14 protein-coding genes are annotated in these 15,471 nt (G+C 53.6%); 10 read left to right on the plus strand and 4 right to left on the minus strand.

What is annotated here, in order from left to right; genetic code table 11:
* Positions 1-70: 70 nt before the first annotated feature.
* From G9Q38_RS04190 to G9Q38_RS04205, 4 genes are read right to left on the minus strand one after another with little or no spacing between them, the layout of a single operon-like run.
* Positions 71-586, minus strand: coding sequence for an aromatic-ring-hydroxylating dioxygenase subunit beta (locus G9Q38_RS04190; protein ID WP_166132313.1), 516 nt, complete (start codon positions 584-586; stop codon positions 71-73).
* A gap of 13 nt (positions 587-599) precedes the next feature.
* On the minus strand, positions 600-1,889 hold the full coding sequence (locus G9Q38_RS04195; RefSeq protein ID WP_166128114.1) for an aromatic ring-hydroxylating dioxygenase subunit alpha: 1,290 nt from the start codon (positions 1,887-1,889) through the stop codon (positions 600-602).
* A gap of 18 nt (positions 1,890-1,907) precedes the next feature.
* Positions 1,908-3,203, minus strand: a complete 1,296-nt coding sequence (locus tag G9Q38_RS04200) for an NAD(P)/FAD-dependent oxidoreductase (RefSeq protein WP_166128115.1) — start codon at positions 3,201-3,203, stop codon at positions 1,908-1,910.
* A gap of 56 nt (positions 3,204-3,259) precedes the next feature.
* Entirely contained in the window at positions 3,260-3,565 is a 306-nt protein-coding gene (locus G9Q38_RS04205) for a non-heme iron oxygenase ferredoxin subunit (RefSeq protein WP_119442464.1), read from the minus strand.
* Positions 3,566-3,913: 348 nt separating this feature from the next.
* On the opposite strand from G9Q38_RS04205, the gene G9Q38_RS04210 reads away from it, so the two are divergent.
* From G9Q38_RS04210 to G9Q38_RS04255, 10 genes are all read left to right on the plus strand, one after another.
* A complete protein-coding gene (locus tag G9Q38_RS04210) occupies positions 3,914-5,011 on the plus strand; it encodes a TRAP transporter substrate-binding protein (RefSeq protein ID WP_166128117.1) in 1,098 nt (365 codons plus the stop codon).
* A 96-nt stretch (positions 5,012-5,107) separates the two neighbouring features.
* Complete coding sequence (locus G9Q38_RS04215; RefSeq protein ID WP_166128119.1) at positions 5,108-7,513, plus strand: xanthine dehydrogenase family protein molybdopterin-binding subunit; 2,406 nt, start codon at positions 5,108-5,110, stop codon at positions 7,511-7,513.
* The gene (locus G9Q38_RS04220; protein WP_166128120.1) at positions 7,510-8,340 is read left to right on the plus strand and encodes an FAD binding domain-containing protein; all 831 of its coding nucleotides are present in this window, start codon (positions 7,510-7,512) and stop codon (positions 8,338-8,340) included. Before G9Q38_RS04215 ends, G9Q38_RS04220 begins: the two co-directional genes overlap by 4 nt.
* A gap of 12 nt (positions 8,341-8,352) precedes the next feature.
* Entirely contained in the window at positions 8,353-9,585 is a 1,233-nt protein-coding gene (locus G9Q38_RS04225; protein WP_166128122.1) for a xanthine dehydrogenase family Fe-S subunit, read from the plus strand.
* A 56-nt stretch (positions 9,586-9,641) separates the two neighbouring features.
* Positions 9,642-10,661, plus strand: a complete 1,020-nt coding sequence (locus tag G9Q38_RS04230; protein ID WP_114420303.1) for an ABC transporter substrate-binding protein — start codon at positions 9,642-9,644, stop codon at positions 10,659-10,661.
* Complete coding sequence (locus G9Q38_RS04235; protein ID WP_166128124.1) at positions 10,658-11,443, plus strand: ABC transporter ATP-binding protein; 786 nt, start codon at positions 10,658-10,660, stop codon at positions 11,441-11,443. Before G9Q38_RS04230 ends, G9Q38_RS04235 begins: the two co-directional genes overlap by 4 nt.
* The gene (locus tag G9Q38_RS04240) at positions 11,443-12,210 is read left to right on the plus strand and encodes an ABC transporter permease (RefSeq protein WP_114420305.1); all 768 of its coding nucleotides are present in this window, start codon (positions 11,443-11,445) and stop codon (positions 12,208-12,210) included. Before G9Q38_RS04235 ends, G9Q38_RS04240 begins: the two co-directional genes overlap by 1 nt.
* Positions 12,211-12,254: 44 nt before the next feature.
* Entirely contained in the window at positions 12,255-12,848 is a 594-nt protein-coding gene (locus G9Q38_RS04245; protein WP_166128126.1) for a TRAP transporter small permease subunit, read from the plus strand.
* A gap of 20 nt (positions 12,849-12,868) precedes the next feature.
* Positions 12,869-14,530 (plus strand): TRAP transporter large permease, encoded by a 1,662-nt coding sequence (locus tag G9Q38_RS04250; RefSeq protein WP_166132314.1) that lies wholly within the window; start codon positions 12,869-12,871, stop codon positions 14,528-14,530.
* A 53-nt stretch (positions 14,531-14,583) separates the two neighbouring features.
* The gene (locus G9Q38_RS04255; protein WP_114420307.1) at positions 14,584-15,465 is read left to right on the plus strand and encodes an EamA family transporter; all 882 of its coding nucleotides are present in this window, start codon (positions 14,584-14,586) and stop codon (positions 15,463-15,465) included.
* Positions 15,466-15,471: the final 6 nt, after the last annotated feature.

A 15,471-nucleotide genomic window follows, 5' to 3' on the forward strand; every position in this document is an offset into this window, starting at 1 on the left:
CAAGGCAAACAAAAAACCGCTGCTTTAAACGTCTCCGAAAGGAGACTATTTAAAAAGCAGCGGTTTTTTATTAAACCGGATAAACCAGGTCGGTAGCCAGAATTTCCGTATCGTATACAACCTGACGTTCTTTCAGCAGCAGGCCGTTTTCACTGCGTACAAAGCGGTCGTAATACTTGCCCGCCAGGTGAATGGTGGACGGGCCTTCGATAAGCGTTTGAATCAACAGGTAGTTGGTTTCGGCCTCAATGAACTCGTCTGTCTCATCCATGATACGAATGTTCGATATCATGTGCATGATGTGGCGTGGTGCGAACATTTGTGTTTGTGCAATCGCCACGGCGCGGTCTTGCATCATTCCGCGTCCTTCCGCATAAACCAGGCCAACCAGCATTTTCTGGTTGGCATTCTCGCGTGACGTAATGCGATAGACCCCATCTTCGGTAAAGAATTCAGGCCATTTTTTTACGTCGCAGGCATCCAGTACCGCGCAATATTCGATATGAAACGCTTCGATTTCCGCGCGCAGTTGTTGGGCCCGCGCAGCGTCAACCTTGACAGGCTGATAAGAAAAGTCGGTTTTCATTGTTGAAAGCATATTAGATCCCCATTACTTCGCGGTAGTATTTGTACATGGCACGAATCGCCGCTTCTGAAATCAGGGACTCCGACGTGCCGATTTTGTCGGCATCGAGTTTTACGACACTGTTTTCGGTGCTCGAGCGGCGTACCCCTTCCTGTACGAAGCGCAGTGCCTCGTTGTCTTCCAGGCCCAGAAAGCCTGAGGGCCCCATGAGGTTGCCCTGACGCAGGCGATGGCGCAGCATTTCTTCATCGTCTTCTTCGTAGCCGAACATGGTCCATTGCATAATCATGCTGTTCGGGCCATTGGGAATAATCTGACGAATACCCAGGGTGTTCATTTCACGCTGAATAATGAAATTGGGCCAGATGGTATCCATGGTGACGGACCAGGGGGAGTCGAACTCTTTAACGAAGTGCAGGAAACGCTCGTCTTGCAGTCGCAGCCCTTCATGGAAAGAACGCATTTCCTTTTTTGTTTCCGGGTTCACGTCGGCGTAAAGGTCGTCGGACTTGGCCGAGCCCATAATGCCGTGGCGCCCGTGTACCTTGTCGGCGAACATCATGGATTTATTGCCGGCCACCAATAAACCGAAAACCACCAGGAATGAGTGCAACAGCGTTGCGTGATAGGGGTCTTTCAGGTTCTCGTGGTACATCTTCCAGTTACAGGGCAATTCATTGCGGTAGTAACCCAGGATTTTCAATGGCTTGCCTGTGAACGTGACCTTAAAGTCCTCCAGAATTTCAGGGCTCAGATACTCTTCAAGTGGCTCGACTTTGTCGGAATACGAGGCAAAAACGACACCGTTCAAAGTGGTGACGTGCAGCTTGCGCAGGCCGTGGTCTTCATTGCGGAAGTCACGCGGCATGCCGCCTTGTTTGTTTACGCCACGTTTGAAGGGCACGCCCTGCAGGTCGCCTTTTAGTGTGTACGACCACTGGTGGTAAGGGCAAACGAATTCTTTTGCGTTGCCTTTGCTTTCGCGACAGAACTCTGCCCCACGGTGGGCGCAACGGTTTTCAAAAACATGAATGGAGCCGTCTTCCGCACGGGATACCACAACGGGGGTGTCGCCTACATAAGAGCGTTTGTAGTCGCCGTGGTTGGGAATTTCGGCTTCAAGGGCAACGAAGTTCCACGTGTCGCCGCGGAAAATCAGCGCCATTTCGCGGTCGTATATTTCCTGGCTGGTATAGACCCAGTCTGGAATGTAATGCAGGTCGTTTTCAGGCCAGGCATAATTCTCCAGGGCGTCGTCTTTGGACCCCAGTGTTTGCCCGATCACGGTTTGGGATTGATACATGGAAGATCTCCTGTGAAATCAGTTTGGCTGGCCCGCACTATGGGCCGCCGTCGCGCTTTTGGCGAAAGCGCGTGCAGTGACGGATGTGTCGGTAAAGTCGTTGGGGTTGATGCGCACGCCTTTTTCGAACAGCGTGCGCAGCGCGCGCAAATCTCCGCCTGCATTGACTGCGATGGCGTAACGCGGAACGTTGTTCCTGAGCCCCAACATAATGAATTTCGGCGTTTCGGCTTTCGGATCCAGCTCGCCGCGAATAACGTAATTTAAATCGGGTTCCGGCAGCCCCAGCATCTGAATGTTGCAACCAAACTGATCCGTCCAGAACCATGGGTAGGCGGCGGGTGCCGGATCTTTGCCCAGCATATGCGTTGCCGCGATGCGTGCCTGCTCATTGGCGTTCTGCCAAGACTCAAGGCGCGAAGCCTGTGCTGCGCTGCCTCGAATTTGGCTGGTGCAATCGCCGGCGGCATAAACATTCGCCTGGCTTGTTTGGCATTGCTCATTCACCAGAATGCCGCCATTGTTGGGGTCGATATCCAGACCCCCTTGGCGCGCAAGGGCGTTATTGGCTGATAACCCCACAGACACCATAACGGTATCGGCCACAATGTGGTGTTCGTTAGGCAGGCGGATGTCCCACGACGCCTTGATGTCGGTGGGCGGCGTAATCGAGGCCGGTGCGTTACCCAGGTGGAGCGACAGGCCGGTGTGCACAATACGTTGTTGCAGCCAGTCAGAAAATGTGGGCGGGGCAACACGGCTCAAAACACGGTCGGTGGCCTCAATAACTGATACCGCCACCCCCATTTTGTGGGCGGTTGAAGCCACTTCAAGCCCCAGAAACCCGCCACCGATGACGGCCAGATGTTTGCTGTATTTCAGCGCGGTGCGAAGGGCGTGCGCATCATCGAGCGTTCTTAAATAGAACACGCCGGGGGCATCTTCTGGAAACGCTTCGATAAAACGGGCGGTGCCGCCGGTTGTTAACAGGCATTGGTCGAACACCACTTGCGAGTTGTCCGACAACTGCGCCGTGCCTGCAAGCGGATCGATTGACTCCACTCTCAGACCCAGACGCAGATCGATATCGGCAATGCTGTAGAAATCGACCGGTTTAACGTCGATTGCGGGTTCGTTTTCCGGTGTGGCTGCCAAGACATCTTTCGACAATGGCGGCCGTTCGTAAGGGGCGTGTGCTTCCTCACCAATAAGAGTGATTTTGCCTTCAAAGCCTTGGTCGCGCAGCGTTGCCGCTGCCACAGCGGCGGCTTGTCCGGCACCGACAATCAGAATAGAGGAGAGTGTTTCAGTCATATTCAAACCTTTTTAAGCCTTTGCAAACCACTTAGGTTACTATGCGTGGCGCCAGGTTAAAGGTTTACCAGAATCTCATCGCCCTCGACTTTGACTTCGTACACTTTGACGGGTTCGGTTGCAGGTGCAGATTTTGGTTCGCCGGTGCGAAGGTCGAACATGGCTTGATGCAAGGGGCATTCCACACAGCCGTCCTCAATAAAGCCATCGGACAACAACGCGAATTGGTGGGTGCAAATGTTGTCGGTCACGAAGTATTCGCCTTCAGTGTGGTGTACCGCCAACTGTTTGCCTTCCAACTCTACGCCCAAAGATTCGTCTTCTTCAATTTGTCCGACTGTTGCAATCTTGATCCAATTCATGATGTGCCTTTTGCGTTTTAATATTTCAATATAATCAGTATGCTGTATATTTATTTTACGACAAATAGGGGTTTACACCAGCCTATTAGGATATTCCCTGAAAAATTCGATAAATGGTCAAGTCTCCGTATTAACCCTCGTTGACACTTTTAAGCATTGATCAGCATACTAACAAATAACCTGATTCTGTCGCGACTGGTTTGTGATTCTTGGCAATCAAAATCGGTTCAATGGCATTTTCAGGCCAGCAGGTCGAGACACACCATCCTGCGCAAAAGTTTCTCAGGCCCGCGCCGGGCCGAAGCAGTTTGTCTGTCTCACACATAACAAACCCAAAAGGAGCTGTACATGCAAAGACGTCGCTTTTTAACCCAGGCAGCCGCGGCAACCGGAGCCGGTCTGGCCGCAGTCGGCCTTCCCGCCGTAGCGCAGAATGCACCCACCGTGCGCTGGCGTATGTCCACCGGCTGGCCGAAAAGTCTGGATGCACTTTACGGTTCCGCCGATGAGCTTTGCCGCCGTGTGGGCGAGCTGACAGGTGGAAAATTTGAAATTCGCGCCTTCCCTGGCGGTGAAATCGTGCCTTACGCCCAAAATATGGAAGCGGTCAGTAACGGTACGGTTGAATGTAACCACGTTCTGGCTACTGCTCACATTGGCACGAACACCGCTATTGCGTTCGATACCGGTTTGTCGTTTGGCATGAATGCGCGTCAGCACAATGCCTGGATCCAGTTCGGCGGCGGTATGGAAAAACTGCGCGAAATGTATGGCCAGTACGGCATTACCAACTTTGTCACCGGCAACGTGGGCGTACAAATGGGCGGCTGGTATCGCAAGGAAATCAAGTCTTTGAAAGATCTTGAGGGTCTGAAAATTCGTGTTGGTGGTATCGGCGGCATGGTGCTGCAAAAGCTCGGTGCGGTTCCCCAGCAGATTCCGCCCAGCGATATTTACCCCTCTCTGGAAAAAGGCACGATCGACGCAGCTGAGTGGATTGGACCCTACGATGATGAACGCCTGGGCCTGAACAAGGTTGCGCCGTTTTACTACTCACCCGGCTGGTGGGAAGGCAGTGCTTCCATTACCACGATGGTGAATACGGAAGCCTGGGAAAAATTGCCCGCCGAGTTCAAGTCTGCGTTTGAATGCGCTGCGAATGAACAGGCGCTGCGCATGTTGGCTGCTTACGATGCCAAGAATCCGCCCGCTTTGCGTTCCCTGATCGCCGGTGGTGCACAGTTGAAGTACTTCCCCAAAGACGTGATGGAAGCCGCTTACGCCGCATCACAAGAGTTGTGGGGCGAGTTGTCGGAAGAAAACCCGGATTTCGCCAAGATCTATCCCGAGTGGAAGAAATTCCAGGAGGCCGAGGCGAGCTGGTTCCGTGTTGCTGAAAACGCACTCGATAACTTCACATACAGTGAGGTGTTGAAGCGTTCGTAACGCGATAGGCACCAATGCGCGGCGCGCGAAGTCGGCGTGTCCGCGCATTTGGTGTCTTTACGTTCAGCGATTCATGATTTACAGGCAGGTATGAGTATGACAGTTTCACATCACACAAAACCCGGCGTAAAGCCACAGGGTGTCGGTGCACGAATTCCACGTAAAGAAGACGCCCGGCATTTGCACGGCAAGGGTAATTTCATCGGCAATATGGCCATGCCGGGGTTATGCGAAGTCGCGTTTCTGCGCAGCCCGCTGGCGCATGCCCGTATTACCGGCGTTCGAATTGCCGAAGAGGCACAAGGGCAAGTATTTTTGCGTGCTTCCATGCCTGATGCCAAAGATATTGTGGCCGACTCCACGTTACCCACTTATCAGGTGTCGGCACAGCCGCCGCTGGCCGATGACCGCGTGCGCTTTGTGGGTGAGCCTGTCGCCATGACCTTTGCCCCCACCCGCGCCGAGGCTGAAGATTTGGCCGAGATGGTAGAAGTTGATTACGACGAACTGCCTGTTTACGTTGACGTGAAAGCCGCGGAAGCGGCAACCTCCGACTTCATGCATGAAGGTTGGAAAGACAATGTGTTCGTTACATTGAATGCCAACAATAATTTCGACGACCTGGCTGCAAAAGCCGAGGTGGTCGTTAAACGTGAAATTGACTTGTCCCGCCAATGCATGCTGCCGATGGAAGGCATCGCCGTGCTGGCCTATTGGGACAATCAGAATAGCCAATTGGTGGTGTATACCGCCACTCAGGTGCCTCACCTGATTCGTACCGGCATTGCCGAGTTTCTCGATTTGCCACAAGAGCAGGTTCGGGTGATTTCCCCCGACGTAGGCGGCGGCTTTGGCTATAAGTGTATTTTGCAACAGGAAGAGCTCTGTGTTGCCTGGTTGGCCAAAACTTACAAGCGGCCGTTCCGTTATCTGGAAGACCGTCGCGAACACTTGATTGCGGGTGCCAATACGCGTGAACACTATTATGAAATGACCGCCTATGCCGACAAGCAGGGCCGGTTGTTGGCGCTGGATGCCAAAGTTACCATCAGTGGCGGCGCGTATTCTGTGTGGCCGTTCACAGTGGGGCTGGAAACAGGTCAGGCATTGGGCAACATACCGGGTCCTTACGCCTTCAGGGGGTATCGATGCCAAACGCGTTGCGTGGCAACCAATAAGCCCGGATTTTTGCCGTATCGCGGCGTGGCGCGCACCGGTGTTTGTTTTGCCATCGAGCTTACCCTGGACGCATTGGCTCGGGAAGTGGGGCGCGAACCTTGGGAAGTGCGCCTGGATAATTTGGTGCAACCCGAACAAATGCCCTATGTAAACGTAACGAATAAGCACCTGGACAGTGGCGACTATCCCGCCAGCCTGCGCCGGGCGCTGGAAATGATTAATGTTGACGCGGTGCGTGAGCGTCAGAAGAAAGGCGAGCCGGATGGACGCCTTATTGGCCTGGGTGTTGCAACGTATACCGAACAGTCGGCACACGGAACGTCGGTGTTTGCCGCCTGGGGTACGCCTGTTATTCCCGGGTTCGATCAGGCATCGGTCAAGCTCACTCCCGACGGCGGTGCGGAGCTGCGGGTGGGCGTGCACTCCCACGGGCAAGGTATGGAAACAACGTTTGCCCAGATTGCCAATGAAATTCTCAGTATTGATATCAATCGTATCAAGCTGGTGCATGGTGATACCGGTCAAACTCCTTATTCATCGGGCACTTATGCTTCGCGTTCGCTGGTCATGTCAGGCGGTGCTGTATCCAAGGCGTGCAAGCAGTTGCTTCCTCGCGTGAAGAAGATCGGTGCACATTTGCTGGGTGTGACGGCAGACGAAGTCATGTTGGAAGACGGTTACGCATGCGCGGGTGAAAAGCGTGTTGCCATCGCTGAAATTACCAATGCCTGGTATATCAATCCGCAGAAGTTGCCTGCTGATGTGGACGCCGAAGGGCTGGAAGTCAGCGTGGGTTATCGACCCAAAGTAGACACCGGCAGTTTCACCTATTGCAGCCAGGCTGCCGTGGTGGCGGTCGATCCAGCCACCGGCGCGGTTGAGATTCTGGATTATGTGGTGGTGGAAGACTGCGGCACGATTGTGAACCCGTTGGTGGTCGAAGGCCAAACCATTGGGGGTATAGCTCAAGGCATTGGTACTGCGTTCTACGAAGAAATGCCCTACGACGAACAGGGTCAGCCGCTGGCTTCAACCCTGGCTGACTACATCATGCCGGGTGCCACTGAAGTGCCCAATATCCGTATCGATCACTTCGAAACGCCGTCGCCGCATACGGAGTTCGGCGCCAAAGGGATGGGTGAAGGCGGGGCCATTGCGCCGCCCGCCGTCTTGTTTGGTGCGGTCAACGATGCATTGCGGGCATATGGTGTTGAGTTCGCCCATACGCCGTTGACGCCGCATCATGTGTTGGATGCGCTGGAACAAAGCAAAGAAAAAGAGTCGATTTCTCGTCCCAACGTGACAGCAGGGGCTACGGTATGAAAGCAGCAAAATTTGATTACGTCCGCGTAAGCGAGGCCAAAGAGGCATTGTCTCTATTGGAAGGTTCTGATGGCAGCACGAAGGCCATGGGAGGCAGCCAGTCGTTAGGGCCTATGTTGAATTTGCGCCTGGCGCGTCCGCAGAAAGTGGTCGACGTTTCCGGCATTGCCGATTGGCGTACGGTGAGTAAAGAGGCCGGTCGTATTCGTGTGGGTGCGGCCGTGACGCACGCGGAGATCGAAGATGGCGTTTTTGCCGAGTTGCGCGGGCACATGCTGCAAGATGTGGCAGGTGTTATTGCGTATCGCGCTGTACGAAATCGCGGCACGATAGCCGGCAGTATCGCGCACGCCGACCCGGCTGCCGATTGGGTGTTGGCAACCAGTGCATTGGGTGCCGAGCTTGAACTGACATCGGCCAAGGGTTCCCGTCGCAGCACCATGCCTGAATTCATGTTGGGCGCTTATGCGGTTGATCTGCAGCCCGATGAATTGATCTCGGCCGTTTATGTACCGGAAAAAACCGAGCAGACGCGTTGGGGTTATTACAAGTTCTGCCGTAAAACCGGTGAGTTTGCCGAGGCCAGTTGCGCTGCGTATTTCGATCCCTCAACCCGTACGGCACGTATTGTCGTTGGCGCGTTGGGTGGCGCGCCTCAATTGTTGCCGGGCTTGTCGGCCAAAGTGGCACAAGAAGGGTTGGCGGCCGCAACGCCCGAAGCAATTGCAGAGGCAGTAAAAGATATTGCGCCCGAAAAAACAGCCGGTGATCGCCGTTTGTTCATGACGGTTATTGAACGCTGCCTGCGCCGGGCATTGGGTGAGTAAAGGAAGGAAGTTATGTCCCAGTTGAATATTGAAGTAAATGGCCGCAAGGTGTCGCGAGAGGTGCTCGCCCGCACTCACCTGGGTGATTTTTTGCGCGACGACTTGCGCTTGACCGGTACCAATTTAAGTTGTGAACATGGTGTTTGCGGCGCGTGTACCGTACTGGTTGACGGCAAACCGGTTCGATCCTGTATTACGTTTGCCGCGGCGTGCGAAGGGCGCCAGATTACAACGATCGAGGGTTACGATACCGATCCAATCATGTTGAAACTACGTGATGCGTTTAATACCAATCACGCGTTGCAATGTGGTTTCTGTACTCCCGGTATGCTTGCAACGTCGCGTGACATTGTGTTGCGTTTGCCTGATGCCGATGAAGAGCGTGTGCGTATCGAATTATCCGGCAATATTTGTCGGTGCACCGGGTATCAGGGTATTACAGCTTCGGTACTGTCAGTGCTGAAGCATTTCCGAGATGAGCCAAATGAGCAAGTAGATGCGATGCGTCGTGCGGCGGCTGAAGGTAAGGCGGCGCTGCCGCCTGAAACCGACGCTCCCAAAACATTCAGTGGCTTCGAGGCAAAAAGTATTCAGCGTGAAGCCAAGGCTGTGACTAACGGCGCCGACGCGGCACCGGCCGGGTCGGGCGCGGCTTCCGGCGCAGCGACATCAGCACCGGGTAAAGGAACCAGCGTCAAGAGTGGGTTCAATGTCGATTTCCCCGCCGTAAAAGTTTGGGAATTCATGTCCGACCTGAAGGCGGTGGCTGCGTGTTTGCCGGGCGCCGTGATTGAGTCGCAGGAAGGCAACGAAGTGAAAGGGCGCATTGCCATTAAATTCGGGCCTATGAACGCGGCTTTCAAGGGTGCGGCAACGCTGGAGCGCGATGAAGCTGATATGTCCGCGGTCTTGCGTGGTGCCGGCCAAGACTCGTTGAGTCAGTCCCGCGCCAAGGGGGATGTCGGCTATCGCGTTACCTCGGTTGCCGATGATCGCGCGCGTGTTGATGTGGATTTGCTGTATTCCCTGCAGGGTCCGCTGGCACAGTTTTCCCGTTCCGGTCTGGTACAGGATTTCGTGAAACGAATGATTGCTGATTTTGGGCGCAATGTGTCGTTGCGTCTAAGTCAGCCTGAAGGCAGCGATGCACCATTGCCACAGGCTGAATTCAGCCCCTTCAAAATGTTTATGGGCGTGCTTTGGGCACGAATTAAACGTTTGTTTGGGGGCGGAAAAGAAGAGTAGTACCCGACGAGCAGTAACCCGTAGTAGGTCTGTCTTAACCAAATATGAGGTTCACAATGAAAAAGTTATTAGCAAAGTCTTGGGTTCGTACTTTAACTGGGGTTGCCGCGTGTATGTTTGCTGCAACGGCGGTACAGGCTGAGCCATTCAAAGTCCGGCTCGACTGGACGCCTTGGGGTAATCATGCCGCTTTCCACTTGGCCGACCAAAAAGGTTGGTATGAAGAGGCTGGTCTGGATATTTATTTCGAAGACGGTAATGGCTCTGTTACGACGGTGCAAATTATCGGCTCCAGCGACAACTTCGATGCCGGTCACGCGGCTTTGGCTCCTATGATGATTGCGCGCGATAAGGGGCTTCCCGTGAAGGCGGTTGCGCCTTTTGTGCGTCGTAACGACATTGGGGTGCTGGTACCGAAAGATTCCGGCATGAAAGGGCCGGCCGACCTGAAAGGCAAGAAGTTGGTATACACCGCAGGCTCTTTGGAGGCCCCCTTTATGGAAGGCTTTCTGGCTGCCGGTGGTTTAACGCGTGATGATGTTGAGTTGTTGAACGTTGAAGCGGCAGGCAAGGTCACCACTTATGCGGTGGATCGCGCAGATGCAGTGGTATCTACCATTCCTTTTGTGTTGCCTTTCGTTCAAAAACAACGCCCCTCGAATTCGATTCCGTTTGCCGATTATGGTTTGAATATGCCCAGTTTTGGCATTTTGGCCAGCGAGGCGAAATTGAAAACCCGTGGTGAAGACATTTCCAAGTTTGCCAGCGTCACTGCGCGTGCTTGGGAATATATTATGAATGGCCATGAAGATGAAGGGGTTGAGGCGATTCTTGCGGCCCGCCCGCAGGCGCGCCTGGATAAAGCCGTATTGCGTGGCCAAATCGACGCCTTGAAGCCTTATTTCGGCAAGCCGGTGGAAGGTTTCCGCATGGGTCAACCCATTCCCGCTGAGTGGGAAGAGGCCGTGCAAACGCTGACCAAGGTTGGTTTGATTGAAAAGGGCCTGCCCGCGACTGACTTCTACGTTACCGATATGGTTAAACCCGGTCAGTACGATGGGATGATCAAAAAATGAGTTTGTCTGCTGTCAGTGCACGTAAAGTGCAGAAACAGTATTCCGGAGAGCGCGGGGTGCTCGCGCTCGATGGAATCAGCATAGAAATTCCTTCCGGACAGTTCGTCAGTATTTTGGGCCCCAGCGGTTGTGGGAAAAGTACGTTTTTGCGCTGTGTGGCCGGCCTCGAGGATATTACGGCCGGTGACCTTGATGTGAACGGCAAACCGGTGGAGGGGCGTCCACCCGACGGTATTGGCATGGTGTTTCAACGTGATGCCTTGCTTGAGTGGCGCACCATTCGCAAAAATCTTTTGCTGCCCATTGAGTTTGCCAAAAAGCGTGTAAGCGAGTACCAGGACAAGGTTGACCACTTGCTTGAACTGACCGGACTGCAGGATTTCGGGAGCAGCTACCCGCGAGAGCTTTCGGGCGGCATGCGTCAGCGTGCCGCCATATGCCGGGCATTAGTTGACGACCCCACGTTGTTACTCATGGATGAGCCTTTTGGTGCACTTGACGCTTTTACGCGTGACCAAATGAACTTTGAGCTGCAGCGCATCTGGATGGAAACACAAAACACGATTTTGTTTGTTACACACGGTATTTCCGAAGCGGTTTTTTTGGGGGATATCGTCATGGTGTTGTCGCCCCGTCCGGGTCGTCTCATGGAAGTCATTGAAGTGGATTTGCCCCGCCCTCGACCGTTGTCGGTGCGCGAAACCCCCGAATTCGGCAAGTATGTATCCCATATCCGCGATTTGTTCGACAAGATGGACTTAAACGGCGATAAGAGGGCGTGATGATTGGAACGAATAATCTGAAAGCGGGTGCGGCAGGCTTATTCTCCCTGGTGGTCGTCCTGATCGTGTGGGAAGTGATTTGCCGTGTTTTTGAAGTGCGCGAAATCATGTTGCCTTTGCCAACGGATATTCTCGCCGAGCTATACAACGAAGCAGCCTGGTATGCCGAGCAAACCCTGTATACGCTCTGGATTACCGTGTTGGGTTTTATTTTTGCGGTTCTGGGCGGCGTCCTTATTGCCGTTGCCTTGGTGAGTTCGCGATTGTTTGAGCGCTTTTTATATCCCCTTATCATCGGCTTCAACAGTGTGCCCAAAGTGGCGCTGGCCCCGCTTTTTGTCGTGTGGATGGGTACGGGCGCCGAGCCGAAAGTGGCCATTGCATTTCTCATTGCCGTTTTTGCCATTATTGTGGACACCGTGCATGGGTTGCGTTCCGTGCCTCAAGACGTTACCGATCTTGGCCGTGTTTTGAAAGGTTCCTCCTGGGATTTCTTTTTCAAGGTGAAGCTGCCCTGCGCCTTGCCTTCGGTTGTGGCCGGCATGAAAGTGGCGATGTCGCTGGCGCTGGTGGGTGCCATTGTGGGTGAGTTTGTGTCATCGCAAAAAGGTTTGGGCTACGTCATTATGAGTGCGCAAGGGGTTTTCGACACGGTACGTGTGTTTGCCGCTCTGTTCATTCTGGGCGTAATGGGTGTTGTGCTTTACGGCGCGCTGGTGTGGTTGGAACGCCGGGCCACCCCATGGCGCCAGGTTCACGAAGATTAAGTTCACGAAAATCAAGTTGTACGCGAGTTGTTCAAGGAGTAGTTATGCGCGGTTTGCTCGCCCTTTCCCGTTTTCTCGACGGGGTTAACACATTTGTGGGCCGGTTGGTGTCCTGGGTCATCCTGATAGTGGTGATTGTCAGTGCAACGAATGCGGTGTTTCGAAAAGCCTTCGATATGAGTTCGAATGCATGGCTGGAATTGCAGTGGTATATGTTCGGGGCCATTTTTTTGTTGGCATCGGGCTACACCCTGTTAAAAAACGGCCATGTGCGCGTCGATATTATTAATGCACGCTTGTCGGAGCGCACGCAGATCAAAATCGACATTTTCGGCATTTTGGTGTTGTTTTTACCCGTGTGCATTTACATATTGTGGCTGTCCGTTCCCCAGGCGGTGGATTCTTACCTGCTGCACGAGACATCGTCCAATGCGGGCGGTCTTATTCGTTGGCCGGTAAAAGCGCTGATTCCCTTAGGGTTCCTGCTGTTGTCGGCAGCCGGCGTGTCTCATTTGATCAAGTGTGTGGGCTTTCTGGCCGGACAATGCCCCAACCCGAATCGGCCGGAAGGGTCGAAAACCGCTGAAGAGCAATTGGCTGATGAAATTGCAGCCAATGCACAGGCAAAAACGAAATAACAGACTGAGGATTGTTGATGATTGAGTTTCTAATTGCCAACATGGCCCCGGTCATGTTTGCTTCCCTGATTCTTTTGCTGCTTCTGGGGTTCCCGGTTGCATTCACGTTGGCCGGCCACGGTTTGCTATTTGGTTTGCTGGGTGTCGAGCTGGGGCTTTTCGAGCCGGCATTCTTCCAGGCGTTGCCCCAACGTATTTTTGGGATTATTTCCAACGACACCTTGCTTGCCATTCCGTTTTTTACCTTTATGGGGCTTATTCTTGAGCGCTCCGGTATGGCGGAGGATCTGCTTGAGACCATTGGTCAATTGTTTGGCCCCTTGCGCGGCGGGCTGGCCATTGCGGTCGTTGTGGTGGGTGCGTTGTTGGGGGCAACAACGGGCGTCGTGTCGGCATCAGTCATTTCCATGGGCTTGATTTCGTTGCCGATTATGTTGCGCTATGGGTATGATCGTTCCCTGGCCACTGGCGTTATTGCGGCTTCAGGTACGTTGTCGCAAATTATTCCACCGTCGATTGTGCTGATTGTGCTGGCCGACCAGTTGGGTCGCTCAATTGGTGATATGTATCGCGGCGCAATGGTGCCGGCCATCATGACGGTGAGCCTTTACATTGCTTATATTCTGATTCTTGCCTTGATAAAGCCGAACCGCGCACCGGCTATTCCCAAGGAAGGGCGTACCTTTATCGAGCCGAACGGCAGCCATGGTGTGCCGTCGCTGCTGGTGTTGCTGGTGGTTTCCTCTGTGGCGTCTTATTTTGCGTGCCAGGTGGTGTTATCGGAAACGGCACCCATCGATGAGACCGTTGTGGTGGGTACGCTTATTGGCGGCGCCGTGGCCTTTGTGATCGCGGCCCTGAACAATCTCTTGAAACTAGGCTGGTTATCGCAAATTGCCGAACGTGTCACGTTTGTCATGATTCCCCCGTTGGCACTGATTTTCCTTGTGCTGGGTACCATCTTCTTGGGTGTGGCCACCCCCACGGAAGGCGGCGCCATGGGCGCGGTAGGGGCCATTGTTATGGCTTTGTTACGCAAACGTTTAAGCTGGAGCCTGCTTAAGCAGGCCATGGAAACCACCACCAAGCTGGCGGCATTCGTTATTTTCATTCTGGTGGGTTCCACTGTGTTTGCTTTAACGTTCCGTGGCGTTAACGGTGACTTATGGGTTGAACACTTGCTGGTTGGTCTGCCGGGCGGCGAAATCGGCTTCCTGGTTATCGTGAGCATTTTTGTGTTCGTCATGGCCTTTTTCCTCGACTTTTTCGAGCTGGCATTTATTATTGTGCCCCTGCTGGGCCCTGCGGCTGAAGCAATCGGTATTGATTTGATCTGGTTCGGTGTCTTGCTTGCGTTGAATATGCAAACGTCGTTCATGCACCCACCATTTGGGTTTGCACTGTTCTATCTGCGTTCGGTTGCACCCAAGGAAGATTATCAAGACAAGCTTACCGGCCAAACGATCAAGAAAGTGACTACCGGACAGATATACTGGGGTTCGATACCGTTTATTTGTATTCAATTACTGATGGTGGCGCTGGTGATGATGTTCCCGTCTACGGTGATGCATTACAAAGGCGGTGTGTCGAAGGTTGACCTTGAGTCGGTTGAAATTGAGATTGAGGGTGCAAACTATGGCACTGGCGGCGGGGCATACGGCAGCGCACCGGTATTCCAGTAGTGGAAGTGGGTTAGTGCGGCAACGGTCGTCAGGTTACCGATACGGGGGGAAGTGTGCCGCTTAAGGATGCACTTCTGGCCCTGGTGGTGATTGTTGCCTGGGGCTTGAATTTCGTTGTTATAAAAGTAGGGCTTCAGGAAATTCCCCCTTTTTTGCTGGGCGCTTTGCGTTTCCTGCTGGTAGCGATTTTTATTCCGTTTTTCAAGCGACCTGCCATGCCCTGGCGGTCGCTTTTTTATTTCGGATTTACGATCGGCTTTCTCCAGTTTGGCTTGTTGTTTTCGGCCATGGCCATGGGTGTCTCGGCCGCCATGGCATCGGTTATTTTGAACGCTCAGGCGTTTTTTACCGTGCTGATTGCGGCCGCTGTATTGGGCGAGTCGGTTGGGCGCCACAATGTCATTGGGATGATTGTCGCCGCTTTCGGCCTGATGCTGATTGCCTTGGGTGAAACATCCGGCCACGTTACGCTAATTGGCTTTTTTCTAACTGTCCTGGCCTCGTTAAGCTGGGCGGTGGCGAATATTGTAGTGAAAACCGTAGGCAAGGTGGACATGCTTAATTTGGTGATCTGGGGCACCATCGTGTCTCCGTTGCCGTTTGCCGTCTTGTCATATTTCGTCGAGGGCCCGGAACTTATTTTGTACAGTTTGCAGAATATGGGCCTGAAAGGTTACGGTGCGCTGATTTATCTGGCCCTTATTTCAACCACCCTGGGCTTTGGTTTATGGAGCTGGTTACTCAGCCGGCATCCAGCCAATCGCGTGGCGCCGCTTAGCCTGCTCGTGCCTTTCGTGGGGTTAACGTCTGCGACGCTTTTGCTTGACGAACATTTAACCGTGTTGCAATGGATTGGCGGCTTGGTCATTCTGGGCGGATTGGCGTTGAACGTGTTCGGCCCTCAGCTATTAGCAACGTTGCGGCGCAGAACGTAATACGTC

The organism is Pusillimonas sp. DMV24BSW_D (genome assembly GCF_011388195.1).
Taxonomy (GTDB): domain Bacteria; phylum Pseudomonadota; class Gammaproteobacteria; order Burkholderiales; family Burkholderiaceae_B; genus Neopusillimonas; species Neopusillimonas aestuarii.

Coding starts and splice junctions, on each gene's coding strand:
- G9Q38_RS04235 (WP_166128124.1), top strand. CDS start 10,658: ATGAGTTTGTCTGCTGTCAGTGCACGTAAAGTGCAGAAACAGTATTCC.
- G9Q38_RS04240 (WP_114420305.1), top strand. CDS start 11,443: ATGATTGGAACGAATAATCTGAAAGCGGGTGCGGCAGGCTTATTCTCC.
- G9Q38_RS04230 (WP_114420303.1), top strand. CDS start 9,642: ATGAAAAAGTTATTAGCAAAGTCTTGGGTTCGTACTTTAACTGGGGTT.
- G9Q38_RS04245 (WP_166128126.1), top strand. CDS start 12,255: ATGCGCGGTTTGCTCGCCCTTTCCCGTTTTCTCGACGGGGTTAACACA.
- G9Q38_RS04190 (WP_166132313.1), bottom strand. CDS start 586: ATGAAAACCGACTTTTCTTATCAGCCTGTCAAGGTTGACGCTGCGCGG.
- G9Q38_RS04225 (WP_166128122.1), top strand. CDS start 8,353: ATGTCCCAGTTGAATATTGAAGTAAATGGCCGCAAGGTGTCGCGAGAG.
- G9Q38_RS04215 (WP_166128119.1), top strand. CDS start 5,108: ATGACAGTTTCACATCACACAAAACCCGGCGTAAAGCCACAGGGTGTC.
- G9Q38_RS04200 (WP_166128115.1), bottom strand. CDS start 3,203: ATGACTGAAACACTCTCCTCTATTCTGATTGTCGGTGCCGGACAAGCC.
- G9Q38_RS04220 (WP_166128120.1), top strand. CDS start 7,510: ATGAAAGCAGCAAAATTTGATTACGTCCGCGTAAGCGAGGCCAAAGAG.
- G9Q38_RS04205 (WP_119442464.1), bottom strand. CDS start 3,565: ATGAATTGGATCAAGATTGCAACAGTCGGACAAATTGAAGAAGACGAA.
- G9Q38_RS04195 (WP_166128114.1), bottom strand. CDS start 1,889: ATGTATCAATCCCAAACCGTGATCGGGCAAACACTGGGGTCCAAAGAC.
- G9Q38_RS04210 (WP_166128117.1), top strand. CDS start 3,914: ATGCAAAGACGTCGCTTTTTAACCCAGGCAGCCGCGGCAACCGGAGCC.